This window comes from Paraburkholderia suaedae, assembly GCF_040812055.1.
Lineage (GTDB): Bacteria > Pseudomonadota > Gammaproteobacteria > Burkholderiales > Burkholderiaceae > Paraburkholderia.
In genome coordinates this window covers 296,678-322,807 of sequence record NZ_JBFOAH010000002.1, presented here as the reverse complement: position 1 = coordinate 322,807, position 26,130 = coordinate 296,678, and the positions used below count along the sequence as shown (strand labels likewise).

Genomic DNA, 26,130 nt, shown 5'->3' with positions numbered 1-26,130 from the left:
GTCCGCAGACCCCTGCCATAAGCTTCGCCACCACGGAAATAGCGTAGCAGGCCATAAAAGCACCGATTCCCGACGCTCCAAGCCACTTCACGGGCAGATGCGAAACCGTACCGCAGCGGCCCTAAGCGGGGCGCTTGAGATGCTTACCCAAAATAAACGTTTCTGACGATTTATCCCGCGAAGCCTTAGGCTTGCGGGCCGCAACCACCTTGAACTGACGCTTGAACTTTTCGACAATCTGGCTGTAACCGCTTCCGTGGAAACATTTGACTAAAAGGGCACCATCCGGTCTCAGGTGATTTTGTGAGAACTCCAGCGCGAGATCGCACAGATGCTCGATTCGCGCGGCATCCGCCACCGCTACCCCCGACAGGTTGGGCGCCATATCGGAAATTACAAGGTCGACCTGGCGTTCTCCGACCAATTCTTCCAGTCGACCCACCACGGCATCCTCGCGGAAGTCGCCCTGGATGAAATGGACGTCCGCCACCGGCTCCATCGGCAGAAGGTCCAGCGCGATGATCGTGCCGTCGATCCCGCCTTCGCGTTCGGCGTCGCGCTGCGAACCCTTGGCGAGCTTGTTGCGCACGTACTGGCTCCAGCTGCCCGGCGTGGAGCCGAGGTCCACGATGACCTGCCCGGGACGGATGAGCTTGTCCTGCTCGTCGATTTCCTTGAGCTTGTAGGCCGCGCGGGCACGATAGCCTTCCCGCTGCGCCATTTTCACGTACGGGTCGTTGATGTGGTCGTGCAGCCAAGCGGTGTTGAACTTGTTTTTTGCCATTAAAGATTGAACTCTTGCTGCGTGGTATCGCGCTTTAGGGGATAATATGCGGTTATTTCGCGCGGCCACCGTCAAACTGACGGCCATCCGCGATTCTGTTGTTCACGCGCCGCCCTGTTGAATCGACCGATCGAGCAAATCGATCGGAGCCGCAGGTGCCGCCATTTTAGTCGAGTCTCCCACTTTCCATGCCCGCCCTTAAAGTATCTTCCGACCAACGCGCCGAGTTGCGCTCCCAGGCACATGCGCTCAAACCGGTGGTGCTGGTCGGCGCCGAAGGCCTGACCGACGCCGTGCTCTCCGAGATAAAGGTGCACCTTGACGCCCATCAACTAATCAAGATTCGCGTGTTCGGCGACGATCGCGAAGCACGCATCGCAATCTACGAACAGATCTGCGACACGCTCAATGCCGCGCCGATCCAGCACATCGGCAAGCTACTGGTGATCTGGAAGCCGGAAGCGGCTCAACCGGCGGTGAAAAGCAGGCGCGGCGCCCTGCCGAGCGCCCGCGAAGCGGCCGCTGAAGCCAAACCCGGCAAGGGCCGCGCACCGCGTGTCGTCAAGGTGGTGAAACCCAGCGAAATTCCGATGCGCAAGCCGAAGCCCAAAGCGGTCGTGGTGCGCGGCAACGAACGTGTCACGCAAGGCGGCAACATCAAGCGTGCGAAGAAGCGCCAGGCCAGCGCGAAGCGCTCGCATCAATCATCGAAGTAAGCAGCGGGTGAGGTGCGGTGATGCAGTCCGCACCTTGGCAGAGACCGGCTCGAAACGAGAACCCGAGCGCGCGCAAAGCCGCAGGCGCTTAGAGAAACCCGCAAGACGGCGGAAGCACACAGAAGCCGTTCACTTTCGGCGCCTCAGCCCGCCAGTTTTTCTGCGGCACCGCGAGCGCCCCGCTGCGTCGTCGCCCCGTCGGAGCCCGCAGGCAGTATCCACACGAGTCCGAGGCCGAGCAGGCTTTCGATCAAATAGAAAAGACTCGACACGCCATGAAGGATGCCGAAGCGCGTCGCATACACCGAATGCCCCACATCGCTGCCCGCTTCGAGGGCCGCCATGCGCATAGCGTTCATGAACGGCTGCAGCGCAAAGTAACCGCCCAGCACGCACACCAGCATGCCGGCGACCAGCCAGCGCGACCGGCGATAAGTCTCGTTGCCGCGACGAACCAGCAGATTCGCAAGACCGAGCAGCAAAATGCCGCACACCACACCCAGAATGCCCTGCACGTGAAACAACCGCGCCGCCACTGCGCCCGCCGTCATCCGGTCGAGCGACGTGAACAACACCGGCGCGACCGCATAGCCGATAGTCAGCAGGCTACCGACCCACACCACGGTCAGCAGACGAAAAACCCGATGTGGCATTTGCGACACCGTGTCACCCTCAGACGTAGCTGACCGCGATGATCTCGTACTCGCGTACGCCGCCCGGCGCCTGGACCGACGCCACGTCGCCCTCGGACTTGCCGATCAATGCGCGCGCGATGGGGGAGCTGATCGAGATCAGGCCGTGGTCGATGTCCGCTTCGTCGTCGCCGACGATCTGATACTTGACTGAGGCACCCGACTCCAGGTCCTCCAGTTCCAGCGTCGCGCCGAATACCACGCGACCGTCCGCGTCGACCTTTGACGGGTCGATGACCTGCGCGCCGGCCAGCTTCGATTCAATCTCGGCAATGCGGCCTTCGATAAAGCCCTGTTTTTCCTTCGCCGCGTCGTATTCCGCGTTTTCCGACAGGTCGCCCTGCGCCCGCGCTTCCGAGATCGAGTTGATCACCGCCGGACGTTCAACCGATTTCAGACGCTGCAGTTCATCGCGCAACATCTCTGCACCGCGCTTAGTCAATGGAATAGTGCTCATAAACAACTCTAGAGGCAAAAAACGGCCGTAAAAAAAATCACCGCGGTTAAGTGCATCCCCCAGGAGCCAGCACCGCGGGGCGTAACCCGAGCCCCTGCTCCTGCGGAACGCCGCTTAACCGCGGCACTTACATCTTGGACAGATATTCGAAGCCTTAGTTTAGGCGAGCGTGGAGCCCTTGTAAATCATAGACTTCCAGGTTCTTCAGATAACGCAAGCCTTCCACCGCGGCCCGCGCACCGGACATCGTCGTGTAGTACGTGACCTTGTTCGCCTGCGCGCTCATGCGGATCGAACGCGAATCGGCGATCGCGGCGCGCGTTTCGTCGACGGTCGTAAAGACCAGCGCGATCTCGCCGTTCTTGATCATGTCGACGATATGCGGACGGCCATCCTTTACCTTGTTGACCACCCTCACCGGCACGCCGGCCGCTTCGATCGCACCGGCCGTGCCCTTGGTCGCGACGATCGGATAACCGAGTTCGTGCAGCATGCGCGCGACTTCGACGGCCTTCGGCTTGTCGGCGTCCATCACGGTCAGGAGCACCGTGCCCGACTCCGGCAAACGCGAACCCGCCGCGAGCTGGGACTTGAAGAGCGCCTCGCCGAACGTCTGGCCCACGCCCATCACTTCGCCGGTCGAACGCATTTCCGGTCCGAGCACCGGGTCGACGGCCGGGAATTTGACGAACGGGAATACCGCTTCCTTGACGCTGAAATACGGCGGGTCGATTTCTCTCGTCACGCCTTGATCGGCAAGCTTCTGGCCGACCATCGCGCGCGCCGCGATCTTCGCGAGCGGCAGGCTGGTCGCCTTCGACACGTATGGCACCGTGCGCGACGCGCGCGGATTCACTTCGAGCACGTAGATGACGTCCTGCTTTGAACCGTCCGCCTGCGCGACCTGCTGGATCGCGAACTGGACATTCATGAGGCCGACCACGTTCAGCGCCTTCGCCATCGCGCCAGTCTGGCGCTTGAGCTCGGCCACGGTTTCCTTCGACAGCGAATACGGCGGCAACGAGCAGGCCGAGTCGCCCGAATGCACGCCCGCCTGTTCGATGTGCTCCATCACGCCGCCGATGAACACCGCTTCGCCATCGGAGATGCAATCCACGTCGCACTCGATGGCGTCGTTCAGGAAGCGGTCCAGCAGCACGGGCGAATCGTTCGACACCTTCACGGCTTCGCGCATATAACGCTCGAGGTCGCGCGGCTCGTGCACGATTTCCATCGCGCGGCCGCCCAGCACGTACGACGGACGCACCACCAGCGGGTAGCCGACTTCGTCGGCGAGCCTGAGCGCTTCGTCTTCGGCACGCGCGGTGCGGTTCGGCGGCTGACGCAGCCCGAGGTCTTGCAGCAGCTTCTGGAAACGCTCGCGGTCTTCGGCGGCGTCGATCATGTCCGGCGACGTGCCGATGATCGGCACCCCGTTCGCCTCGAGATCGAGGGCGAGCTTCAGCGGCGTCTGCCCACCGTATTGCACGATCACGCCGACCGGCTTCTCCTTGTCGACGATTTCGAGCACGTCTTCGAGAGTCAGCGATTCGAAATACAGACGGTCGGACGTGTCGTAGTCGGTGGAAACCGTTTCGGGATTGCAGTTGACCATGATCGTCTCATAGCCGTCTTCGCGCATCGCGAGCGCGGCGTGCACGCAGCAGTAGTCGAACTCGATACCTTGACCGATCCGGTTCGGGCCGCCGCCCAGTACCATGATCTTCCGGTTGTCGGTCGGGTTCGCTTCGCATTCTTCTTCGTACGTGGAGTACATGTAGGCGGTCCTGGTGGCGAACTCGGCCGCGCAGGTGTCCACGCGCTTGTACACCGGGCGCACGTTCAACTCGATACGGCGCTGGCGCACCTGCGCCGGCTTCGCGCCAAGCAGCTTTGCAAGGCGGCGATCCGAGAAACCGCTCTGCTTCAGATACTTCAGCTCTTCCTTGGAGAGGCTCGCGAGCGTGCAGCCGACCAGCGCCTTCTCCTTCAGCACGATCTGTTCGATCTGCGCAAGGAACCACGGGTCGATCGCGGTCTCTTCGAAAATCTCCGCGACCGTCATGCCGACGCGGAACGCGTCGCCGACGTACCAGATGCGGTCCGGACCGGCTTCGCCGATCTCGCGAATGATCTCGTCGCGGTTAGCGGTCTTTTCGTCGAGACCGTCGACACCTACTTCCAGGCCGCGCAGCGCCTTCTGGAACGACTCCTGGAAGGTGCGGCCGATCGCCATCACTTCGCCGACCGACTTCATCTGCGTGGTCAGGCGCGAATCTGCTTCGCGAAACTTCTCGAACGCGAAACGCGGAATCTTGGTGACGACGTAGTCGATCGTCGGTTCGAACGATGCCGGGGTCTGGCCACCGGTGATTTCGTTCCTCAGTTCGTCGAGCGTGTAGCCGACCGCCAGCTTGGCCGCAACCTTCGCAATCGGGAAGCCGGTCGCCTTCGACGCGAGCGCCGACGAGCGCGACACCCGGGGATTCATTTCGATCACGATCATCCGGCCGTCTTTCGGATTGATCGAGAACTGCACGTTCGAGCCACCCGTGTCGACGCCGATCTCGCGCAGCACCGCGAGCGACGCGTTGCGCAGGATCTGATACTCCTTGTCGGTCAGCGTTTGCGCGGGCGCGACGGTGATCGAGTCGCCGGTATGGATGCCCATGGGGTCCAGGTTTTCGATCGAGCAGACGATGATGCAGTTGTCTTTTGTATCGCGGACCACTTCCATCTCGTACTCTTTCCAGCCGAGCAGCGATTCTTCGATCAGCAGCTCGCGCGTGGGCGACAGGTCGAGTCCGCGCTTGCAAATTTCTTCGAATTCGTCGCGGTTGTACGCAATGCCGCCGCCCGAGCCGCCCAGCGTGAACGACGGACGGATCACGACCGGATAGCCGCCGCTGCCGGTTTGCGCCGCGATATCAGCTTGCACCTGCAGGGCTTCTTCCATCGAATGCGCGGTGCCCGACTTGGCCGAACCAAGGCCAATCTTGGTCATCGCGTCCTTGAACTTCTGGCGGTCTTCCGCCTTGTCGATCGCTTCCGGCGACGCGCCGATCAACTCGACGCCGTACTTCTCCAGCACACCGTGCGCGTGCAGGTCGAGCGCGCAGTTCAGCGCGGTCTGGCCGCCCATCGTCGGCAGGATCGCGTCGGGGCGCTCCTTGGCGATGATCCGCTCGACCACTTCCCACGTGATCGGCTCGATGTAGGTCACGTCGGCCGTGTTCGGGTCGGTCATGATCGTCGCCGGATTGCTGTTGACGAGAATGACCTTGTAGCCTTCCTCACGCAGCGCCTTACATGCCTGTGCGCCCGAGTAATCGAACTCGCACGCCTGGCCGATGATGATCGGACCCGCGCCGATGATGAGGATGCTCTTGATGTCTGTCCGCTTGGGCATAACGCTCTCGCTAATGTATTCCTGAATTCTTTCCGTCGGCGCGCGTCCCTGCTGCGTTGCGCGCGCTTTGCTTACCCGGGGTCGTGCCGCTCACCTTGTTGCGCCTTGGTGCGCCGTGTGTGGCGGTGCGCCAGTCGCGTTGCGAGCGGCGCACCGCGGCGCCGCCCTCGAGCCAGGCCCACGGCGCCAAGCCACTCTGTGCCGGCCCTATGCCGCCGCGCTCTTGCCGCTCTGCTGCGCGTCCATCAGAGCGGTGAAGCGGTCGAACAGATAGGCGATGTCGTGCGGACCAGGCGACGCTTCCGGGTGGCCCTGAAAACAGAACGCCGGCTTGTCGGTGAGCGCGAAACCCTGCAGCGTGCCGTCGAAGAGCGATACGTGAGTGACGCGGGCGTTGGCAGGCAACGTGTCGGCGTCGACCGCGAAGCCGTGGTTCTGCGACGTGATCACCACGCGGCCGTCATCGAGATCCTTCACCGGATGGTTCGCACCGTGGTGACCTGTCTTCATCTTCATGGTCCTGGCGCCGATTGCGAGGCCCATGATCTGGTGGCCAAGGCAGATGCCGAAGGTCGGAATGCCGCGTTCGATGAATTCTTTCGTCGCCGCGATAGCGTAATCGCACGGTTCCGGATCGCCGGGGCCGTTGGACAGAAAGATCCCGTCCGGATCGAGCGCCAGCGCATCCGCCGCGCTGGCCTGCGCCGGCAGCACGGTCACGTGACAACCGCGCTCGGCCAGCATGCGCAGGATGTTGTACTTCACGCCGTAGTCGAACGCGACCACGCGGTACTTCGGCGCGTTCTGCTTGCCGTAGCCGGTGCCCAAGCGCCATTCGGTCTGGCTCCACTGGTAGCTTTCCTTCGTCGACACGACCTTCGCGAGGTCCATGCCGGAGAGCCCCGGGAACGAGCGGGCGAGTTCGATGGCCCTGGCTTCGTCGTCCGAACCCGCCAGGATCGCGCCGTTCTGCGCGCCCTTGTCGCGCAGCACGCGGGTCAGCTTGCGGGTGTCGAGGCCGGCGATGGCCACCACGCCTTCGTCCTGCAGGTATTGCGGGAGCGTGCGCTCCATGCGGAAGTTCGACGCAAGAACCGGCAGATCGCGAATGATCAGACCGGCGGCATGGACTTTCGCAGCTTCGACGTCTTCGGCGTTCACGCCGACGTTGCCGATATGCGGATACGTGAGGGTCACGATCTGACGCGCGTAGCTCGGGTCAGTCAGGATTTCCTGATAGCCGGTGATCGCGGTGTTGAACACGACTTCGCCGATGGTATGCCCGGGGGCGCCGATCGAGTAGCCACGAAAGACCGTGCCGTCGGCGAGCGCGAGCAGAGCGGGAGAAAATGACGGCAACACGGGAGACTCCTTGGGGGAACACCCTGTTGCCGACCAGCCTATCCGACTGCGAGCCGCAGCGAAGCACATCGACAGGATGCGCGCGCAGACTCGCTCGCGACCAGCTGTTGACATTTGCAAGGGGCGCGATGAGTCCATTGTATGGACGGATCGGCTGGGTGCAGGCCCTTCTTGCTACGCCAACGGCGCGCGGCGGATGAACGGTATGGGAGAGGTAGGCGCTAGGGTGCGGGTTGATAAGCTCAAACCTTCGAATTATAGCCGAAAACCGCCTTTTCCTCCAAATTCGAGATGGCGCGCCACCGCCGGAACGCGTACCTGCGCCGCAGCCAAAGCCTTGCTGGCTATGGCATGCAAGCCGATGAGCAAAAAGTTCGGCGCTACCACGCGATGGCGCGCGGGCAATTCCTGCGCGGGCCGGATCAGGCCTCCTGCTCGGCGCGCACTTCGCCCGCGCGGACCGGTTTGCGGTTAGGCAACATGTACCAGATGGCGCTCAACACCTGCAGCGTCACGAGGATTCCCCATGCGCTCAGATGCGCGGCCGGCGGATAGTGCCCGCCGTTCGCGGGCCAGTGCGACAACACGGCGCCGACGCCAACCTGGAAACCGAATATCAGCAGGAAAATGATCAGCGTGAGCGTGGTGTTCACCCTGCCGATCATCTGCGCCGGGAAATGCCGGGCCATCACCGCATAGCTGAGAATGCCCGTCCCGCCGAAAATCCCATACGACGCCCACAGCAGCCCGGCAGGCAACGGCGCGTCGAACATGATCAGCAACTGGGTCAGCACATACAGCGCCATGCCGATCCCGCAAAACGCATACAGCGAGATGCCCCGCCGCTCGAGCGTGCGCGCCGCCGCGCCAAAACCAACACAGCCGGCCATCATCGCGAAGCCGAGAATCGATACGAGCGCGGCTGCCTCGCGCGGCCCCAAGCCCTGCATGTCGCGCATCCACGCGCCGACCCACAGCGACTGCATCGCGTAGAAAACACCTTGCGTGACGATCGAAAACGAACCGATTCTCCAGAACGCCGCGCTGCGCAAAATGTGCAAAGTGCCCTTGAACTGCACGCCGAGGCTCGCCTGATGGCGCGATTCGTTCAGCTCGGGCGCGAGCGTCCATTGCGCGAGCGCGACCAGCACAGTTAGCAACCCTAGCCCGACGCAGACCGCGCGCCAGCCGGCGAATCCCAGCAGCCACGTGAGCGGCGAGCCGACCATCACGCCGCCGAGCCCGCCGATCGCCATCACGAGCCCGTTCATCAACGGCAGTCGCGCGCTCGCGAAATGCTGCGCCAGCGCCTTGAATGCGGCGCCCAGGCACACCGACACGCCGATGCCGATCAACAGGCGCCCGATCATCATCGTGCCCAGGCTCTGCGCAGCGCCGAACACCCAGATGCCCAGCGCGGCGAACAGCAAAGTGGCGGCCGTCACCCGCCGCGCGCCGAAGTGATCGAGCAACACGCCGGCCGGAAGCTGTGCGCCCGCGAAGCCGAGAAAATACAGGCTGGTCAGCAAGCCCAGATCGGTAGCCGACAAGCCGAGATCGTGCGTGATGAACGGCGCGAAACCGAGGTTGACGCCGCGAAATACGTAGGAAACGAAATAGCCCGCGGAAAACAGCAGAAAGACGCGCAGTTGGGTCGACGACATAAGTTTTGCGTTGACGGGCCGACGTGGCCAGAGCAGGAAAGATAAAGCAAATAGGCCGGCTTCGCCCGCAGGCCATCCGCGTAACGAAAAACGCCGTCACCAGAGGTGACGGCGTTGGAAACACACGATGCTTGATCGGCGCGCAATCCGTGCGCCGCATCCGCAATGCGGATGGTCGCCAGCGGGAGCCGCTACTCGTTCATTTGGCCTTCTTCGCGCTGGCGGCTGTCTTCGAGTGGTGCTCTACCGCAGCCTGCGACGCCTTGCTGGACGTGGACACCGACACCTTGGTCATCTTGCCCTTGCCGGCGCTGACGGCAGTCGGTATGTGGCCTTTGCCTACCGGCTCGGAGACCTTCACAACGGCGGACCGGCTGTGGCCATTCCTTTTATCGTCGCGCGACTCGCCATGCGTCTGGGCGACGCGGGTGCCGATCTTCTCGACGCCGCCGCCTTGCACGTCGGTCGCAATCCGCTCCGGACCTGGCTCGCTCGGTACCGCTTTGCCGACCGGCACGTGCAGCACGATCAACTGGCCGCGCGAAACCTTGTCGCGGTGTGTACGGTTCCAGGCCTTCAACTGGCCGACCGACACGCCGTAACGCAGTGCGATGGCCGCCATCGTCTGATTGCGGCGCACGCGAATCAGCATCTTGCGGGTATCGGGGACGTCCGGCTCCATCGCCAGAACCGCGCTTTCGGCAACGTCGGCGCTGATGTCTTCGTCGTCGTCCGAACCGCGCGGCACGACGATCGTCGAGCCTGGCTTCAGACGCATGCCGGCCGGAATCTTGTTCACTTCCATCAGCGTGTCGGCGTCGACGCCGATCTTCTGCGCGATGGCCGCGGGCGCTGCGCGCTCGGTGACCGTGTACGTGGTCCACGACGACAGCGAGCCGGAATAGGTTTTCAGATTGCGCTCGAACGCGCTCGCGTTGTCGAACGGCAGCAGGATCTGCGGCTGCGTCGCGCCCAGGATCACCGGCTTCCTGAACGACGGGTTCAGCGAGCGGAATTCGTCCGTGGACATGTTCGCGAGCCGGGCGGCCATATCGACGTCGATGTCGTGCGAGGTGGTCACCGTGACGAAATACGGGTGATTCGGGATGGACGGCAACGTGAGCCCGTACATCTGCGGGTTCGTCACGATGTTCTTCACCGCCTGCAGCTTGGGCACGTAGTTGCGCGTCTCGTTGGGCATGCGCAGGCTGAGGTAGTCGGTGGGCAGACCCGCTGCTTCGTTGCGCGCGATCGCCCGCTGCACGTTGCCTTCGCCCCAGTTGTACGCGGCGAGCGCCAACTGCCAGTCGCCGAACATGTCATGCAGGCGCGACAGGTAATCGAGCGCGGCGCTGGTCGAAGCGAGCACGTCGCGACGCTCGTCCTGCCACATGTTCTGCTTGAGATTGTAGGTGCGCCCGGTGCCCGGCATGAACTGCCACATGCCGGCGGCCTTCGCGACCGACAGCGCCTGCGGGCTATACGCGGATTCGATGAACGGCAGCAACGCGAGCTCGGTCGGCATATGGCGCGCCTCGAGTTCCTCGACGATGTGATACAGGTATTTTTGCGAGCGCTCGGTCATGCGCTGCACGTAGTCGGGGCGCTGCGCATACCAGTTGACCTGCATGTCGACGAGGTCGGTTTGCAAGTCCGGTATCTGAAAACCGCGGCGAATCCGGCCCCACAGGTCGGCGTCCGCGCTGGTGAGTTGACTGACGGAACCCTGGTCTACGTTGATCGTTTCCCTGGCGGTGGCTGTTTTGCGAAGGGCGTCGGCTACGGCTTGCTGGGTGGCGGGATTGGTTGCGGTGGTGGGACTGGCCGTTGTCGGTCCTTGACTCGCACAAGCGGCGAGTGTCAGGACCAATAACGCACTGAAGATAAATCGCATGAACGTCTCGGCTTCCACAAGGGCTGGAATTTGCAGCCGATAGTACGAAACGGCAAGGTTTACGTCAATCGGAAAATGTGGAAAAAAATCAAGGAAATCTTGGGCTTGGCGAATTTTTCCGATTTTTCGCGTGAAGAGACCTGGATGCGGTCCCCTTAACGGAAGCGATTCTTCCATTCGCGCATCAATGTAAAAGCCGTCAATCGGTCAGCTATCTTTTCGTGCAACTGGTGCTGTAAGCTCGCCTGCACCGCCGGCACGGCTGCGCGCAGGAACGGATTCACTTCGCGTTCGTGCGCGATGGTGGTCGGCAACGTGGGCAGGTGGCGCGCCCGCAGTTCGCTCGCCTTGTCGCGCCAGGCTTGCAGTTGCGCGTTCTCCGGCTCGCAGGCGAGCGCGAAGCGGATATTCGACAGCGTGTACTCATGCGCGCAATGCACTTCGGTCGCACCGGGGAGCGCGGCGAGCGCGTCCAGCGACGCGAGCATCTGCTGCGGCGTGCCTTCGAACAGCCGGCCGCAGCCGCACGCGAACAGCGTGTCGCCGCAAAACACGTGCGGCGTGCCGCGCGGGTCGGCCGCCTGAAAGTAGGCAATGTGCCCGCTCGTGTGACCGGGTACGTCGAGCACCCGGAATTCGAGCGCGGGCGCCGCAATCGTCACCTGATCGCCATTTTTGAGACGGTGCGTGAGATGCGCGATCGCTTCCCCGGCGGGGCCGTAGACGGGCACGGCCTGACCGTTCAGCAGATCGGCCACCCCGCCGACGTGGTCTTGATGGTGGTGCGTGAGTAAAATAGCGTTCAGCCGCCATCCGCGTTTGGCCAAATAGGCACGCACGGGGGCTGCCTCACCCGGATCGACGACTACCGCGTGGCTTCCGTCGGAAACGACCCAGATGTAATTGTCTTCAAACGCCGGGACCGGTACGTACTCGAGCGCATTCATAGGCGACGCATTCTCTGATATGACTGACCGAGCGATTATAGACTGGCCCGCCTGGACCGATTCACCGCCTGGCCGCTATGTGCTCGAGTGGGAGCAGACCCAGCTCGATCGCGTGGTGTCGGACGTGTTCGGCTATCATGCGCTGCAGCTCGGCCTGCCGCAGCTCGATGCGTTGCGCGAAAACCGCATGCCCTGCCGGGGTCTCGTGCTCGACGCCGCCAGCGGGGCCAGCGCGCCGTACGTGTTCCCGCGCGGCGCGGCGCACGCGGGTGGTCGCAACGGACCGAATGCCGGGATAACCAGCGGAATAGCCAACGGGTTGAGCAGCGGGTTCACCAACGGGTTGAATAGCGGCGCCAGCAACGGGCCAGGCAATCTGGCGGCGCAGCCGCTCCTGCCGAACCTGCCCGCGCCGCCTGGCCGCAGCGCGCTGTGGTGCGACCTGCTCGATCTTCCGTTCGAAGCGCAGAGCGTCGATCTGATCGTGATGCCGCACACGCTGGAATTCACGAGCGACCCGCACCGGCTGCTCCGCGAAGCCGAGCGCGTGCTGATGCCCGAAGGCCAGTTGATCATTCTCGGCTTCAACTCGCTGTCGCTGTGGGGCGCGCGGCAATCGGTCGGCAAGATGACCGGCCGGCCGTTCGTCCCCGCGGCGGTCGACCTCATCGCGTTCACGCGCCTGAAAGACTGGATCAAGCTGTTGGGCTTCGACCTTGAACGCGGACGCTTCGGCTGCTATCGTCCGCCGCTCGGCAGCGAGCAATGGCTGTCCCGCTATGGCTTCATGGAAGCCGCCGGCGACCGCTGGTGGCCGATCTTCGGCGCCACCTACATGATCAAGGCGATCAAGCGCGTGCGCGGCATGCGCCTCGTCGGTCCGCTCAAAGTCAAGAAACCCGTACTCGCCTCGGGCCTTGCGCCCGCCGCCGCCCCGAACACACGTAGCCACACTCAATGACACCCGACTTCATCGACATTTATACCGACGGCGCCTGCAAAGGCAATCCCGGCCCCGGCGGCTGGGGCGCGCTGCTGCGCTTTGGCGACCAGGAAAAAGAACTGTACGGCGGCGAAGCCAACACCACCAACAACCGCATGGAACTGATGGGCGTGATCGCCGCGCTCGAGGCGCTCAAGCGCCCCTGCAAGGCAGTCGTGCACACCGACTCGCAGTACGTGCAGAAAGGCATCAGCGAATGGATTCATGGCTGGAAGAAGAAAGGCTGGATCACTGCCGCCAAACAGCCGGTGAAAAACGCCGACCTCTGGAAGCGGCTCGACGCGCTCGTCGCGCAGCACGACATCGAATGGCGCTGGGTGCGTGGGCACAACGGGCATCCGGAAAACGAGCGCGCCGATCAGTTGGCCAACCGCGGCGTGGCATCGCTCGCCCAAATCTGACGGACGCCGCGCGCGGTTTTGGGGGCGTTGCCGACGTCCTCCCCGCCCCTTTTCCGCGCTGTTCTTTTCGCTGCAATTTTTTGAGGCAGGCTTATCTCACATGCGTCAACTGATCCTCGATACCGAAACGACCGGCCTGAACGCCCGCACCGGCGACCGGATTCTCGAACTGGGCTGTGTCGAACTGGTGAACCGCCGGCTGACCGGCAACAACCTGCACTTCTACATCAACCCGGAACGGGACAGCGATCCGGGGGCCTTGGCGGTGCACGGCTTGACGACGGAATTTCTTAGCGACAAGCCGAAGTTCGGCGAGATTGCCGATCAGTTTCGCGACTTCATCCAGGGCGCGGACCTGATCATCCACAACGCGCCGTTCGACATCGGCTTTCTCGACGCGGAGTTTGCGCTGTTGGGCTTGCCGCCGGTGAGCACCCATTGCGGCGAGATCATTGACACGCTCGCGCGCGCCAAGCAGATGTTCCCGGGCAAGCGCAATTCGCTCGATGCGTTGTGCGACCGCTTCGGCATCAGCAATGCGCACCGGACCTTACACGGCGCGCTGCTCGACTCCGAGCTGCTCGCCGAAGTCTACCTGGCGATGACGCGCGGCCAGGAAAGCCTCGTCATCGACATGCTCGGCGAATCGCATGTGGGCGGCGACGCGCATGCGCCGCGAGTCGCGCTCGCCTCGCTGGACCTGATCGTGATCGCCGCCTGCGCCGACGAACTCGCCGCGCACGAGGCCGTGCTCGACGGTCTCGACAAGGCGATCAAAGGCAGCAGCGTGTGGCGCGCCGATCCTGCGACGGCCGCGGATGAGCAAGCCGCTTAAAAAGGACTAGACGGGTCCGATGATCCCTGACATAATTCGGCTCTCTTCGGGTGGTTAGCTCAGCGGTAGAGCACTGCCTTCACACGGCAGGGGTCACTGGTTCGATCCCAGTACTACCCACCAGAATCTTGGTGTGTCGATCACCGAAGATCAAAGGGCTTACGCAGCAATGCGTAAGCCCTTTTCTGTTTTGGTTCGCTTTGGGTTGTCGGGTCCGTTGCGAGCCCCAGGCGCTGCTGCTATAGTCGGCTGTCCGGGCACTCGCTCCGGCCATCTTCTTCAATCACTCGACCACAGGGGGCGTCACATGTTCGCAGTGCATATCGCCCTTCCTCGCAGCGTCCCGCGACCGCCGGCACGACCTTAAAGTCGTCAAGTTATCGCTCGGGCGAGCCCTGCTCGAACGAGCACGCTGCTCAAATTCACGACAGTCCGTAGACGCGATCTGATTGCTGGCCGCGTGCCGGCACGCTCCGACTGTCTCGTCCTTTCGCTTCTGATCGGAACCTCGGTGCGCTCACGCGTCGCCGGGTCGTCGCAAATGGCTAACAAAAAACTCGACTTTCGCGGACAGGCCTTCAGGGATGTCCTCGGCTTCACCTTCCGTCACTGGGCGCATCAGCCGTGGCGCATCGTCGCGATCGCCGCACTTGCGCTGTCCTCCGCCCTCGCGGATGTGCTCACGCCGATGTTCGCCGGCCACCTCGTCGACGCTATCGCGTCCGGTTCGGCCGCCAGTCGCACCGCCTGGCATGCGGCGCTAGCCGCGTTCGGCGTGCTGGCCGCGCTCGGCCTCGGCGCGACGCTGCTTCGCCAGGGCGTGTACTTCAACATCATCAGGCTCACGCTGAAGATGATGAGCGAGATCGCGGCGAATGCGTTTCATCGCGTGCAGCGCTTTTCGACCGACTGGCATGCCAACAGTTTCGCCGGCTCCACCGTGCGCAAGATCACGCGGGGGATGTGGGCACTCGATCTGCTCAACGACACGCTCCTGATCGCACTGCTGCCCTCGCTGGCGATGCTGATAGGCGCAACGGCGCTGCTCGGCTGGCGCTGGCCGACAATGGGCGCCGTGGTCGGCGTCGGCTCCATGCTGTATATCGCGGTAACCGTGACCATGTCGCTCGGCTTCGTCGCGCCGGCCGCGCGCCTTGCGAATGCGTGGGACACGCGCATGGGCGGCGCGCTCGCCGACGCGGTGAGTTGCAACGCCGTTGTGAAGGCGTTCGGAGCCGAACAACGTGAGGAAGTGCTGCTTGACCGCGTGATCGGAAAGTGGCGTCACCGCACGCGCCGCATGTGGGTGCGCGGCACGATCAACGGCGGCTTGCAGGGCGGCATGCTGGTCCTGATCCAGGCCGCCATTCTCGGCGCGGCGCTGCTGCTATGGGCGGCCGGCCGCGCGAGCGTCGGCGATATCACGTTCGCGCTGACCATGTTCTTCATGTTGCAGGGCTATCTGCGCGAGATCGGCATGCATATCCGCAATCTGCAACGCTCGGTCAACGACATGGAGGAACTTGTGTCGCTGCAAGCGCAGCCGCTCGGTATCGAGGACCGCCCCGGCGCGGGCCCCATCGCAATAGGCCAGGGCGAAATCCGTTTCGAGCACGTCACGTTTCACTATGGCAGCCATGAGCGGCCGCTCTACGACGACTTTTCCCTGCGCATAGCGCCGGGCGAGCGTGTCGGTCTGGTCGGGCACTCCGGTTCGGGCAAGACGACCTTCATCAAGCTGATCCAGCGTCTTCATGATGTTTCGGGCGGCCGGATCATGATCGACGGACAGGACATCGCACAGGTACGGCAAACGTCGTTGCGCAGCCAGATCGCGATCGTCCAGCAGGAGCCGGTGCTGTTTCACCGCTCGCTTGCCGAGAACATCGCCTACGCGCGGCCGGGTGCGAGCCGCGCCGAGATCGAGCGCGCCGCACGGCTCGCGAGCGCGCACGGCTTCATCACGGCGCTGCCCGACGGCTATGACACGCTGGTGGGCGAGCGCGGCATCAAGCTATCGGGCGGCGAGCGTCAACGGGTAGCCATCGCGCGGGCGTTCCTCGCCGATGCGCCGATCCTGATCCTGGACGAAGCCACGTCGAGCCTCGACAGCGAAAGCGAAGTGCTGATCCAGCAAGCGATGGAGCGGCTGATGGTCGGACGCACGACTCTCGTCGTGGCGCACCGTCTATCCACCGTGCGCGCATTGGACCGGTTGCTGGTGCTGGACAAGGGCAAGGTAATCGAGGAAGGCAGCCATGACACGCTGATCCGGCGCGAGAACGGTCTGTATCGACGGCTATTCGAGCGTCAGGCGCTTGCGTTGATCAAGGGCTTTCCCGAGCAGCCCGAGTCGATGCAGGAGATCGCCGGGCGCAAGGCGGATCGCATCGACGACTCCAGCTTGCTGGTAGAAAAATAAATAAAGCTAAGCGGGCGCGTGAAACGTCAGGTCGCGCGCCGCCGCGCTGAAGGCGCGCGCCGTGCCCCGAATCAAGTGCCGCCGGCGCGCTCGCGTTGCCGGCGCACGTGAGGCTCGTGCAAGCGCGAACGCCCGGTGCCTGCGTTGAGCAACCCCGTCGCGCTCTGCATGCCGACGCACTTGCCGCGCAAGCAGAGCGCAAACGCGCTGAGCAGTCTCACGTCAGTCGACAATCCCCGCTACACGGCGCCGGCCGGCAGCCCGATGCCACGCGCCATCCCCGCTGCGGCAAAAACCATCAGCACGAGCAACACCGTTTGAATCACGCTGTAGCGCGCATAAAAATGCGCTTTTTTCAGATTTGGCACAGCGCCTCTTCTGATCGACGCGCGCCAGCGCATCAATTCCAGCATGGACGGGACCTCGAGGATCAGAATCAACACCAGCAGCCCCATCTTGACGTGAAAGAGCGGTTCGTGGACATAGTAGTCGGCGCCCTTCTCATAGCCGCCGAAGACGCGCATCAAGCCGGTGACGATCAACACCAGTGCGGAAATGCCCCACCGCGTATCCGCGCGAAACACGGAGCGCAGGGCGGCGGGCACGGAGGCGCGGCGCAGCGCCCAGGTGCGCCGCAGAATTGAAGCGAGCGCAAAACCGTAAGCCAGCAGATGAACGGCGGCAAGCAACCAGCGAACCAGCATGACGACTCCTGCAAAAGGCGCGACCTGATCGACGTAGGCCGCACTCGCCCGCGTTCGACGGCCGGGCGCCATGACTTCATTATCGGGTAAGGCTCGATAAACGACGTGTTGATCGGCCACGCCGTGTGGTCGAATGCACAAAGCTTGCAGCTTCAGACTTGCCGCAGAGTTGTGTCAAGTGCGCGGGCCGCGACCCGATCGCCTTCGGTCGCCAGCGTGGTGCTGAAGACGGTTTGCCGATTGTGGCCCGCCGCGGCCGGCGAATCCCATAGCAGCTCCACCTTCGGACGGCGGCCCAACAGGCCATGCACGAGCGCGGGCGCCGCGCCCGAGCGCATCGACACACGCGACTCGCCCGGCCCACCGAAGGCGATCGCAGGCGTCGCGGCGGGCGTGGCGGGCACACCGCGCCCGGCCGCCCAGCGTACCGACAATTCGCGCGCATCGTATTGGCCGACCTTGCGACGCTCGGCCCACACGATTGCGGTGCGCGTAGCGGGATCGAGCGCAACCGCGTAGCGGCCGATCGCAAAGCGCCGCGCAGCGATATTCGTTCGCCACAGCGGGCGCGGCCGGCAGGTCCACATGACCGCCGCGTAAAGGACCGGCGCGGCGATCAGCCAGCCGTTAGTGGCCGCCACGGCCTGCGCGGCGCGCCGCCAGCCGGCGCTTGCCACGAACGCGCCGATCGACCAGAGCGCAAACACGAAACCGAGAAAGGCAAAGAGCCGCAGCGCCTGTCGCAGCCATTGCGGCAGCGGGTGAAACGGACGCTCGGCTACGGCACGCGCGCCGGGCAGGAAGATCAGCAGAAACAGGAACACGAGGTTGATGCACGCCCACGGCGAGGAGACCATCGCCGACAGCGCCGCGCCCAGGTTCATCTGCGCCATCGAGAAAAGCCAGCGAGCGACAAGCACGAGACCGATGGCGCGCAACGCGAAAATGGTTCCGGCGCCAGGCGCGGCGTTCGCACGCGTCTCTTTGGTTCTCGGCAAGGCATCCTCCTGTCGTCGGCGGCGCCGCAGCCAAAATTTGCGGCACGGCCATTATAGGGATATTACCGACAGTGGCCGATTCTTGAGTTCACGAATGCCGCGCTTCGGCCACCCGGCGCCAAAAAACGCGGCGCCCATGCAACAACGCCCCGTGAGCGGAGCGTTCACGGGGCGTTGCCGGCGGCGCGCGCGGGCGCTCAAAAGCACCCGTTCACCCGCTTCATTGCGTACTGACTTACTGTCGGTCAGTTGCCGATCGGTCGTCGCAGATCAGTTGGCGTTGACTTCACGTAGCACCGTGCGGTGCTTGCGGCGCAGCAGTTCTTCGTAGGTGGCGACGTAGTTTTTCGCCATGACCTTCGACGAAAAGCGCGACTCGAACGCCTTGCGCACCCCAGCGCGCGGCAGCATGTGCAGACGCTTGACGGCGGCGACCGCACTGATTTCGTCTTCGACGACGAAGCCCGAGACGCCGTTTTCGATCACTTCCGGCACCGAACCGCGGTTGAACGCGATCACCGGCGTGCCGCAGGCCATCGCCTCGATCATCACGAGGCCGAACGGCTCCGGCCAGTCGATTGGGAACAGCAGGGCGTGCGCGTTGCCAAGGAACTCGGTCTTTTCCGCTTCGCTGATTTCGCCGATGTACTCCACATGCGGCAGCGACATCAGCGGTTTGATGACCTCGTCGTAGTACGCGCGGTCCGCTTTATCGAGCTTGGCGGCGACCTTGATCTTCATGCCGGCTTGCTGGGCAATGCGGATCGCCGTGTCCAGGCGCTTTTCCGGCGAAATGCGGCCAAGGAACGCAAGATAGCTCGGCTCGACGTTTTTGATCGGCGTGAGCAGGTCTTCGGGCAGACCGTGATAAACGGTCTGCAGAAAGTTCGCCTGCGGCAGCGGGATGCGCTGGTTGTCCGAGATCGAGACGACCGGCACATCGCTGAAGGTCTTGAAGATCGGCTGCAGCTCCGGCAGATCGAGACGGCCGTGCAGCGTCGTCACGAACGGCACCGGCTGGCGCGCGAACAGCGAGAACGGGTAGTAGTCGATGTGAAAATGGAGCACGTCGAATTCGTCCGCGCGGCGGCGCACTTCTTCGAGCAGCAGCATATGCGGCGCCATCACGTCGCGAATCGTAGGGTCGAGGCGCAACGCCTGCGGCCAGAACGCTTCGAGCTTTGCCGAAGTCTGCGAATCGCCGCTCGCAAAGAGCGTGACGTCGTGGCCTTGTTCGACCAGCGCCTCGGTCAGATAGGACACCACGCGTTCCGTCCCACCGTAGAGCTTGGGAGGAACCGCCTCGTGCAACGGAGCGATTTGAGCGATTCGCATAATGAAAAACTCCTATAAATCAAGGCAAAAGTGCTGCATTGGATAAAAGCGATTCGCTTCGCTCGCCAGGGCAGCATGGCCGGACATGCCGGCGCGCACCTGATTCTTTCGAGAAATTCTGCGATGAATCGCTTGGTCTATGAGCCCAGCGCGGCGGTTCGCCGTCTGGGCATGTGCCAGTAAACGCATACCCGACATCGGCGTTGACACCTGCCCCATTCCTCCGTGGGGTCTACAGGGCATGCATTATCGGTGCCGCCGACGGGCTTGCCCTGCAACATTTCAAAGTCTTTACCTTGTTACACGGGGGAAACACTTTGCAAACCCTTGTTTTCTAAAGGAGTTCTACAGTGTGGCAGGTGCTCCGGCGAGAAGCTTGGAGCCGGCGCGCCTGCAAGCGCGCGCTCACCGCGCGCTCACTTTACCGGCAGCCATTGAAGAATTGCCGCCGCGCCGTGAATGCGATTTGTAATTATATCCCGAATTCATTCGCGTCCAGCTTGAACTACTTGTCCGGCGGCGGATCGAGCAAGTGATGGTCGCCGAGTTCCATCGCGAAATCAGTCGCGCCAAGGCCCGGATAGACAGGGCGCAATCGCTTCTGCATGTTTACAATGCGAAGCATCGGCTTTGCGGCGATCCCATTTTTCGCGGGCCCATGCGTTGCATGCACACCTCCGACACACCTCGACCCTCACGATCAATTGGAACACTTAACCATCGCCCAGCGTAACGCCCGGGATGCCAAGCTCGCCAGCTATGCACACCGGCCGCTTGCGTTTCTCTTCCGCTTCATCCGCCGCCATCCGCTCGCGCATGCGATCGTCCTGAGCAGCGTGATTGCGGCCGTCGGCTGTGCGCTCGCTTCACAATACGCGATCAAGCATCTGATCGACGTGCTCGGCGCAGGCCGGCATCATCCCGGCCCGCTGTGGGGGGCGTTCGCCATCCTGGTCGGCCTGATTGCCGCCGACAACCTGCTGTGGCGGATCGGCGGATGGGCCGCCGCGCACACATTTGTCATCGTGACGGGCGACCTGCGCCGCGACCTGTTCCAGTATCTGAGCGGGCATTCGCCGACCTACTTCTCCGAGAAACAGCCCGGCATGCTCGCGAGCCGGATCACGGCGACCTCCAACGCGGTGTACACGGCCGAGAACACCACTGCGTGGAACGTACTGCCGCCGTGCATCGCGGTGCTCGGCGCAATCGTGATGATCGTCGCGGTGAACCCACTGATGGCCGGCGGCTTGATGCTGTGTTCCGCGATTCTCTCGGTCGTGCTGTACAAGCTCGCCGGACGCGGCTCCGCGCGTCACCATCATTTCGCTACCAAGGCCGCCTCAGTGGACGGCGAGCTGGTCGACGTGATCAGCAATATGGGTCTCGTGCGTGCGTTCGGCATGACGTTTCGCGAACAGCAGCGGTTCGGTGCGACGGTCAAGGCGGAGATGGACGCGCGCCAACAGAGCCTGCTGTATCTGGAAAAGCTGCGCCTGCTGCACGCGGTGATTACCGCGCTGCTGTCGGCGGCGTTGCTCGGCTGGGCGCTGTTACTGTGGGACCAGGGCAAAGCGACCTCGGGTGACATCGTGCTGGTCAGCTCGCTGGGCTTCACGATTTTGCACGGCACGCGCGATCTGGCGGTCGCTCTCGTCGACGTCACGCAACACGTGGCGCGGCTCGCGGAAGCAGTCCGCACGCTGCTCGAACCGCACGGCATGCCGGACCGCGACGGCGCGACCGAACTGGTGCCGCAAGGCGGCCGGGTCGATTTCGAAGGCGTGACCTTCGCCTATCCGCACCGCCGCCCGATTCTCGATCACTTCGATCTGCATATCGAACCGGGCCAGCGCGTCGGCCTGATCGGCAAGTCGGGCGCGGGCAAATCCACCGTGCTGGCGCTGCTGCAGCGCTTCTACGAGACCCAGGGCGGCGCGATCAGGATCGACGGCCAGGACATCGCATCGATCACGCAGGACAGCCTGCGCCATGCGATCGCGCTAGTGCCGCAAGACATCTCGCTGTTTCATCGCACGGTGTACGAGAACATTGCTTACGGCCGTCCCGACGCGAGCCGCGAAGAAGTGCTCGCGGCCGCGCGTGAAGCGCGTTGCTCCGACTTTATCGAAGCGATGCCGGAAGGCTTCGACACGATCGTGGGCGACCGCGGCGTGAAGCTGTCCGGCGGACAGCGTCAGCGTATCGCGATTGCCCGCGCGATCCTGAAGAACGCGCCGATCCTGCTGCTCGACGAAGCCACATCCGCGCTAGACAGCGCGTCGGAAGAAGCGATCCAGAGGGCGCTCGACCGGCTGATGGTCGGCCGTACCGTGATCGCGATCGCGCACCGGCTGTCGACGTTGAACAACTTCGACCGGATCATCGTGATGAGCGCCGGCAAGGTCATCGACGACGGTAGTCCGGAAGAGCTGCGCCAGCGTCCGGGGCTGTACCGCGATCTGCTCTCGAAGCAGTACGGCAAGGGCGCAACGCTACACATCGGCGGCAAGAAGGTGGACGAACAGCACGTGATCTGAAGCACGCGCCGCGACCGACATGCCGCACCCGCCAACGAAAAAGCCGCTCATGACAAGCGGCTTTTTCGTTTTTCGGCTCGGGCCTCGCTACCCGGCCTTGCAGTTGCATCGCAAGCAGTCCAACGGCGCCTAACCCGTCACACCTTCAGGCACCGTCTGCTTACCGGCGCCCGCACGGACCTTCCTGCTTCTGCCGGCCTTGGCATTTTCCACGCCCTGCAAGTCGCGCATGAAGTTATCGCGCCACACCGACACGTTGTTCTCGCGCAATTGCACCATCATGTCGCGATAGCGCGCCTGGCGCTCCGCCAGCGGCATCGACAGCGCTTGCGCAAGCGCCTCAGCCATCCCGTCGATGTCGACCGGATTGACGATCAGCGCGCCTTCGAGCTCCTGCGCCGCGCCCGCGAAGCGCGACAGCACCAGCACGCCGGGATTCTCCGGGTCCTGCGCCGACACATACTCCTTCGCGACGAGATTCATCCCGTCGCGCAACGGCGTCACGTAGCCGACGTGCGCGGTGCGAAACAGCGCGGCCAGCACCGAGCGTTCGTACTGCTTGTGGATGTAGAGGATCGGCGTCCAGTCCAGTTCGGCAAAGCGTCCGTTGATGCGCCCCGACTCGCCTTCGAGCTGCAGGCGGATGTCCTGGTACGCATGCATGTCGGCGCGCGTCGGCGGTGCGATCTGCAGGAACGACACCTTGTTGCGCTGGGCGGCGGCATGCTCGAGCAGCCGCTCGAACGCGCGGAAACGTTCGACCAGCCCCTTCGAGTAATCGAGCCGGTCGACGCTCATGATGAGCTTGCGTGAATGCAGCGTCGCCTTCATCGTGCGCACCGGCTTGCCACGCTCGCCTGCTTTCGCGAGTTCGGCGATCTCGTCCGGATAGACGCCGATCGGATAAGCCGCCGCGCGCAGCTTGCGGCCAAACGCCTGGATGGTCAGCAGGCCGCGGGCCGCCGTATCGGCGGTGCCTGCCGCTTCATTGACGATGTAATCGCAGAACGCGCGCAGATCGGGCGCTGTCTGGAAACCGAGCAGATCGAACGAACACAACGCCTGAACCAGCTCACGATGCGGCGGTACCGCGAGCAGCACCTGTGAAGCCGGAAACGGAATATGCAGGAAGAAGCCGATGCGATTCTTGACGCCTGCCGCCCGCAGCGCCTGCGCGAATGGAATGAGGTGATAGTCGTGAACCCAGATCACATCGTCTTCCCGCAGCAGCGGCAAGAGTTGCTGCGCGAGCCACGCATTGACGCGGCAATACCCCTCGAAGTCGTGCCGATCGTATTGCAGCAAGTCGGCACGATAGTGAAACGCCGGCCACAGCGTGGCGTTCGAAAAGCCGCGGTAATACTGGTCATAGTCGCGGCGCATCAGCGCGACGGTCGCGAACGTCACGGGACCGCGTTCTTCCACCTTGATCTGTGGCTGACCCGACGTGAGCACATCGCCGCTCCAGCCGAACCACATGCCGCCGGTTTCCTTCAGCGCGTCGTACACGCCGACCGCCAGACCGCCCGCCGCCGGACCGCCCTCCGAGATAGGCGCAACCCGGTTCGATACGATGATCAGTCGGCTCATGAAGCGCGGTTCCCGATGCAGTGCAGGGTTAGCGTTAAGCGATGCGGCGCCGCGTTCATGCTGCGCGCGCCGCTGCAACGATGGATTCCAGCCAGTCGAGCAGCGCCGGCACCGAGTCGATCCGGGCACGCGCGAGGGTCTCGCCGATGCCGACCTTGATCGACAGCCCGCCGCGTTCGTTGACGACGGCAAAGCCTTTCTCGTCGGTCAGGTCGTCGCCGGCAAACACCGGCTTGCGTCCGACGAACGGCGGCTCGTCGAGGAACGCGCGCATCGCGCGGCCTTTGTCGACGTCCTTCGGTTTGATTTCGTAGACCATCTTGCCGGGCTGCAGGACATACGCGCCGGGATAGTCGGCCACCAGCCGCTGGGTCGCTTCGCGCGCGACCGGCTCACGATCCGGCGCATTGCGGTAGTGCAGCGCGAGCGCTGCGCCCTTGATCTCCAGTAGCATGCCGGGGTGCTGGTTGACGACCTGGGCGAGCACCTGCTCCATGCGCAGCAGCCGTTCGTCGTGAAAGCCTATGCGCTGGGTATCGCCGTTCGCGTCGCGACGCTCGGCGCCGTGCAAACCGGCAATCGGCAGATCGGCGATGCCGAGGAAAGCGTCGATGCTGTCGATGCCGCGGCCCGACACGATCGCCACGGCACCATTGGTCAGGTTGCGCAATTCGGTCAGCAGATCGATCACGCGTGGTTGCACCAGTACGCCGTCCGGCGTGGGTGCGAGTTCGACGAGCGTTCCGTCGAAATCGAAGAAAAATGCTGTCTCGCTCAGAGACAGAACAGCCGGAAGTGCTTGCATCGCCTGGGTTCGCCTTTCAGCCTTCGGCGGCTGGAAAAGTGTGCGCATCTTACCGCGCATCCGTCATTTTTTCGAGAAAGTAAGCTGGGGTGCCCGGCCGACCGGGGCGCCGCGCGCCCGGCTCGTCCGTTCACATTAAAAAGAGAAGCAATCTCACTTCAGAAAGCTTTCGCCGGTATGCGTCAAATTGCCTCGCAAACCGCGCGCCAGCGGTGTTGCCCCGGTGTTGCCCGACAACGCCGCCGATTTTGCGCTACAGTCCCAGCCACACGGACGCTCTGCCCTGAGCCATATTTGCACACTATGGCGCGGCACGCGCCGCACGAGAATCAGGCAAGCTGGCCGCGCCGTTGATGGGCGGCTATGAGCGCCATTGCTCACCTGGTACGCTGCTCTTCGATCGAGTCATTGAACCCTGCTTTGTTCCCGCTCAAGCCATCCCGTCACCCGCTGCCGAAACCCGTTGCACCGCGGGAGCGCCGCTCGATCGGCCTACTCGTGCGGCGGCTCGCCGTGACCATCACGATAGGCGCGCTGACTACCCTCGCCGCTTGCACGCACCGCGGCGAACCGTGGCAATTGACCAATGTGACCGGCCATCTGCCGAATCTCGACTTCACGCTGACCGGCGACGACGGCCGCCCCGTCACCGGCGATTCGTTCAAGGGACGCGCGGCGCTCGTCTACTTCGGTTATACGCACTGTCCGGATGTGTGCCCCGAGACGATGGGCCGGCTGATGCAGGTGCTCGGCAAGCTCGGCCCCGACGCGCAAAAGGTGCGCATCCTGTTCATCACCGTCGATCCCGCGCGCGACACCCCGCAGGCACTGCACGACTATGTCGGCGCGTTCGACCCGCGGCATGCCGAAGGTTTGACCGGCAGCGACCGGCAGATCGAGTCGCTCGCGAAACGCTATCGCGTCGCCTATCAGATGGAAAAACGCGACCCCAACGGCAACTACGAAGTCACTCACAGTTCCGCCGTTTATGTGTTCGACAGCCAGGGCCGCGCGCGCCTGCTGGCAACCGATCACGACACGCCCGATACGATCGCGCAAGACCTGCGCCGTATCATTGATGACCATTCCTGACCTTTCCCAGTCAATTACATGTCGATCAAGACCCAAACGTTCGCTTCCCTGAGCTGCGCGCTCGCCCTCTCGTTCAGCTTCGCTGGCGCCGCGCATGCGGCCGGCCCCAACGCGATCAGCGTCAAGAACGCGTGGGTGCGCTGGCTGCCCAACAACCTGCCTGCCGCCGGCTACGCGACCCTCGCGAACGCGAGCGACAGGCCCGTCGATCTCGTCGACATTTCGAGCAACGACTACGGCAATGCGATGCTGCATCAGACGGTGTCGAACGGCTCGTCGCAGAAGATGGTGATGGTCGACAAGCTGACCGTGCCCGCGCATGGTCAGGCGTCGATTGCGCCGGGCGGCTATCACGTGATGCTCGAAGACGCGAAGCATAAGATCGCGCCGGGCGACACCGTGCATCTGACGCTGAAGTTCTCCGACGGTGAAACGCTGGACACCCCGTTCATCGTCAAGTCGCCGGCCCAGACCAACTAA

At 63.5% G+C, this 26,130-nt stretch carries 21 protein-coding genes and 1 tRNA gene; 9 read left to right on the top strand and 13 right to left on the bottom strand.

What is annotated here, in order from left to right:
• Positions 1 to 121: 121 nt before the first annotated feature.
• Positions 122 to 784 (bottom strand): RlmE family RNA methyltransferase, encoded by a 663-nt coding sequence (locus ABQJ48_RS04895; RefSeq protein ID WP_367836366.1) that lies wholly within the window; start codon positions 782 to 784, stop codon positions 122 to 124.
• Positions 785 to 972: 188 nt separating this feature from the next.
• On the opposite strand from ABQJ48_RS04895, the gene ABQJ48_RS04890 reads away from it, so the two are divergent.
• Positions 973 to 1,500: a YhbY family RNA-binding protein gene (locus ABQJ48_RS04890; RefSeq protein WP_367836364.1), complete on the top strand. Its 528-nt coding sequence runs from the start codon at positions 973 to 975 to the stop codon at positions 1,498 to 1,500.
• A 143-nt stretch (positions 1,501 to 1,643) separates the two neighbouring features.
• On the opposite strand, the gene ABQJ48_RS04885 is transcribed toward ABQJ48_RS04890, so the two are convergent.
• The 7 genes from ABQJ48_RS04885 to gloB form a co-directional block, all read right to left on the bottom strand.
• The gene (locus tag ABQJ48_RS04885) at positions 1,644 to 2,153 is read right to left on the bottom strand and encodes a DUF4149 domain-containing protein (RefSeq protein WP_367836363.1); all 510 of its coding nucleotides are present in this window, start codon (positions 2,151 to 2,153) and stop codon (positions 1,644 to 1,646) included.
• A 19-nt stretch (positions 2,154 to 2,172) separates the two neighbouring features.
• A complete protein-coding gene (greA, locus tag ABQJ48_RS04880; protein WP_367836361.1) occupies positions 2,173 to 2,649 on the bottom strand; it encodes a transcription elongation factor GreA in 477 nt (158 codons plus the stop codon).
• 154 nt (positions 2,650 to 2,803) lie between these two features.
• Entirely contained in the window at positions 2,804 to 6,058 is a 3,255-nt protein-coding gene (gene carB, locus ABQJ48_RS04875; protein WP_367836359.1) for a carbamoyl-phosphate synthase large subunit, read from the bottom strand.
• A 207-nt stretch (positions 6,059 to 6,265) separates the two neighbouring features.
• Entirely contained in the window at positions 6,266 to 7,420 is a 1,155-nt protein-coding gene (gene carA / locus ABQJ48_RS04870) for a glutamine-hydrolyzing carbamoyl-phosphate synthase small subunit (RefSeq protein ID WP_367836357.1), read from the bottom strand.
• Positions 7,421 to 7,842: 422 nt separating this feature from the next.
• Positions 7,843 to 9,084 carry an MFS transporter gene (locus tag ABQJ48_RS04865; protein WP_367836356.1) on the bottom strand — a complete coding sequence of 414 codons (1,242 nt, stop codon included), beginning with the start codon at positions 9,082 to 9,084 and terminating at the stop codon, positions 7,843 to 7,845.
• A 199-nt stretch (positions 9,085 to 9,283) separates the two neighbouring features.
• Positions 9,284 to 10,978, bottom strand: coding sequence for a transglycosylase SLT domain-containing protein (locus ABQJ48_RS04860; RefSeq protein WP_367836355.1), 1,695 nt, complete (start codon positions 10,976 to 10,978; stop codon positions 9,284 to 9,286).
• Positions 10,979 to 11,133: 155 nt separating this feature from the next.
• Positions 11,134 to 11,925: a hydroxyacylglutathione hydrolase gene (gene gloB / locus ABQJ48_RS04855; protein WP_367836353.1), complete on the bottom strand. Its 792-nt coding sequence runs from the start codon at positions 11,923 to 11,925 to the stop codon at positions 11,134 to 11,136.
• A gap of 19 nt (positions 11,926 to 11,944) precedes the next feature.
• On the opposite strand from gloB, the gene ABQJ48_RS04850 reads away from it, so the two are divergent.
• The 5 genes from ABQJ48_RS04850 to ABQJ48_RS04830 all read left to right on the top strand — a co-directional run bounded on the left by ABQJ48_RS04850 (position 11,945) and on the right by ABQJ48_RS04830 (position 16,586).
• Positions 11,945 to 12,886, top strand: coding sequence for a class I SAM-dependent methyltransferase (locus ABQJ48_RS04850; RefSeq protein WP_367836352.1), 942 nt, complete (start codon positions 11,945 to 11,947; stop codon positions 12,884 to 12,886).
• Positions 12,883 to 13,329, top strand: a complete 447-nt coding sequence (rnhA, locus tag ABQJ48_RS04845) for a ribonuclease HI (RefSeq protein WP_367836350.1) — start codon at positions 12,883 to 12,885, stop codon at positions 13,327 to 13,329. Before ABQJ48_RS04850 ends, rnhA begins: the two co-directional genes overlap by 4 nt.
• 100 nt (positions 13,330 to 13,429) lie before the next feature.
• On the top strand, positions 13,430 to 14,164 hold the full coding sequence (gene dnaQ, locus ABQJ48_RS04840) for a DNA polymerase III subunit epsilon (RefSeq protein WP_367836348.1): 735 nt from the start codon (positions 13,430 to 13,432) through the stop codon (positions 14,162 to 14,164).
• A 48-nt stretch (positions 14,165 to 14,212) separates the two neighbouring features.
• Positions 14,213 to 14,287 (top strand) — tRNA-Val (locus ABQJ48_RS04835).
• A gap of 418 nt (positions 14,288 to 14,705) precedes the next feature.
• Positions 14,706 to 16,586: an ABC transporter ATP-binding protein gene (locus ABQJ48_RS04830; RefSeq protein ID WP_367836347.1), complete on the top strand. Its 1,881-nt coding sequence runs from the start codon at positions 14,706 to 14,708 to the stop codon at positions 16,584 to 16,586.
• 239 nt (positions 16,587 to 16,825) lie between these two features.
• Here ABQJ48_RS04830 and ABQJ48_RS04825 read toward each other — a convergent pair whose 3' ends face one another.
• The 3 genes from ABQJ48_RS04825 to ABQJ48_RS04815 all read right to left on the bottom strand — a co-directional run bounded on the left by ABQJ48_RS04825 (position 16,826) and on the right by ABQJ48_RS04815 (position 19,623).
• Positions 16,826 to 17,290, bottom strand: coding sequence for a DUF2214 family protein (locus tag ABQJ48_RS04825; RefSeq protein ID WP_367836345.1), 465 nt, complete (start codon positions 17,288 to 17,290; stop codon positions 16,826 to 16,828).
• A 152-nt stretch (positions 17,291 to 17,442) separates the two neighbouring features.
• Positions 17,443 to 18,288, bottom strand: coding sequence for a hypothetical protein (locus ABQJ48_RS04820; RefSeq protein WP_367836344.1), 846 nt, complete (start codon positions 18,286 to 18,288; stop codon positions 17,443 to 17,445).
• 270 nt (positions 18,289 to 18,558) lie between these two features.
• A complete protein-coding gene (locus ABQJ48_RS04815) occupies positions 18,559 to 19,623 on the bottom strand; it encodes a glycosyltransferase family 4 protein (protein ID WP_367836342.1) in 1,065 nt (354 codons plus the stop codon).
• Positions 19,624 to 20,327: 704 nt separating this feature from the next.
• Here ABQJ48_RS04815 and ABQJ48_RS04810 point away from each other — a divergent pair.
• Positions 20,328 to 22,163, top strand: coding sequence for an ABC transporter ATP-binding protein (locus ABQJ48_RS04810; RefSeq protein ID WP_367836340.1), 1,836 nt, complete (start codon positions 20,328 to 20,330; stop codon positions 22,161 to 22,163).
• A 129-nt stretch (positions 22,164 to 22,292) separates the two neighbouring features.
• On the opposite strand, the gene otsA is transcribed toward ABQJ48_RS04810, so the two are convergent.
• Positions 22,293 to 23,753: an alpha,alpha-trehalose-phosphate synthase (UDP-forming) gene (gene otsA, locus ABQJ48_RS04805; RefSeq protein WP_367836338.1), complete on the bottom strand. Its 1,461-nt coding sequence runs from the start codon at positions 23,751 to 23,753 to the stop codon at positions 22,293 to 22,295.
• A gap of 55 nt (positions 23,754 to 23,808) precedes the next feature.
• Entirely contained in the window at positions 23,809 to 24,558 is a 750-nt protein-coding gene (gene otsB / locus ABQJ48_RS04800) for a trehalose-phosphatase (protein WP_367836336.1), read from the bottom strand.
• Positions 24,559 to 24,978: 420 nt separating this feature from the next.
• On the opposite strand from otsB, the gene ABQJ48_RS04795 reads away from it, so the two are divergent.
• Both ABQJ48_RS04795 and ABQJ48_RS04790 read left to right on the top strand, forming a co-directional pair.
• Positions 24,979 to 25,650 carry an SCO family protein gene (locus tag ABQJ48_RS04795; RefSeq protein ID WP_473094100.1) on the top strand — a complete coding sequence of 224 codons (672 nt, stop codon included), beginning with the start codon at positions 24,979 to 24,981 and terminating at the stop codon, positions 25,648 to 25,650.
• A gap of 18 nt (positions 25,651 to 25,668) precedes the next feature.
• Complete coding sequence (locus tag ABQJ48_RS04790) at positions 25,669 to 26,130, top strand: copper chaperone PCu(A)C (protein WP_367836333.1); 462 nt, start codon at positions 25,669 to 25,671, stop codon at positions 26,128 to 26,130.

Coding starts and splice junctions, on each gene's coding strand:
- ABQJ48_RS04895 (WP_367836366.1), bottom strand. CDS start 784: ATGGCAAAAAACAAGTTCAACACCGCTTGGCTGCACGACCACATCAAC.
- ABQJ48_RS04890 (WP_367836364.1), top strand. CDS start 973: ATGCCCGCCCTTAAAGTATCTTCCGACCAACGCGCCGAGTTGCGCTCC.
- ABQJ48_RS04885 (WP_367836363.1), bottom strand. CDS start 2,153: ATGCCACATCGGGTTTTTCGTCTGCTGACCGTGGTGTGGGTCGGTAGC.
- greA (WP_367836361.1), bottom strand. CDS start 2,649: ATGAGCACTATTCCATTGACTAAGCGCGGTGCAGAGATGTTGCGCGAT.
- carB (WP_367836359.1), bottom strand. CDS start 6,058: ATGCCCAAGCGGACAGACATCAAGAGCATCCTCATCATCGGCGCGGGT.
- ABQJ48_RS04865 (WP_367836356.1), bottom strand. CDS start 9,084: ATGTCGTCGACCCAACTGCGCGTCTTTCTGCTGTTTTCCGCGGGCTAT.
- ABQJ48_RS04860 (WP_367836355.1), bottom strand. CDS start 10,978: ATGCGATTTATCTTCAGTGCGTTATTGGTCCTGACACTCGCCGCTTGT.
- gloB (WP_367836353.1), bottom strand. CDS start 11,925: ATGAATGCGCTCGAGTACGTACCGGTCCCGGCGTTTGAAGACAATTAC.
- ABQJ48_RS04850 (WP_367836352.1), top strand. CDS start 11,945: ATGACTGACCGAGCGATTATAGACTGGCCCGCCTGGACCGATTCACCG.
- rnhA (WP_367836350.1), top strand. CDS start 12,883: ATGACACCCGACTTCATCGACATTTATACCGACGGCGCCTGCAAAGGC.
- dnaQ (WP_367836348.1), top strand. CDS start 13,430: ATGCGTCAACTGATCCTCGATACCGAAACGACCGGCCTGAACGCCCGC.
- ABQJ48_RS04830 (WP_367836347.1), top strand. CDS start 14,706: ATGGCTAACAAAAAACTCGACTTTCGCGGACAGGCCTTCAGGGATGTC.
- ABQJ48_RS04825 (WP_367836345.1), bottom strand. CDS start 17,290: ATGCTGGTTCGCTGGTTGCTTGCCGCCGTTCATCTGCTGGCTTACGGT.
- ABQJ48_RS04815 (WP_367836342.1), bottom strand. CDS start 19,623: ATGCGAATCGCTCAAATCGCTCCGTTGCACGAGGCGGTTCCTCCCAAG.
- otsA (WP_367836338.1), bottom strand. CDS start 23,753: ATGAGCCGACTGATCATCGTATCGAACCGGGTTGCGCCTATCTCGGAG.
- otsB (WP_367836336.1), bottom strand. CDS start 24,558: ATGCAAGCACTTCCGGCTGTTCTGTCTCTGAGCGAGACAGCATTTTTC.
- ABQJ48_RS04790 (WP_367836333.1), top strand. CDS start 25,669: ATGTCGATCAAGACCCAAACGTTCGCTTCCCTGAGCTGCGCGCTCGCC.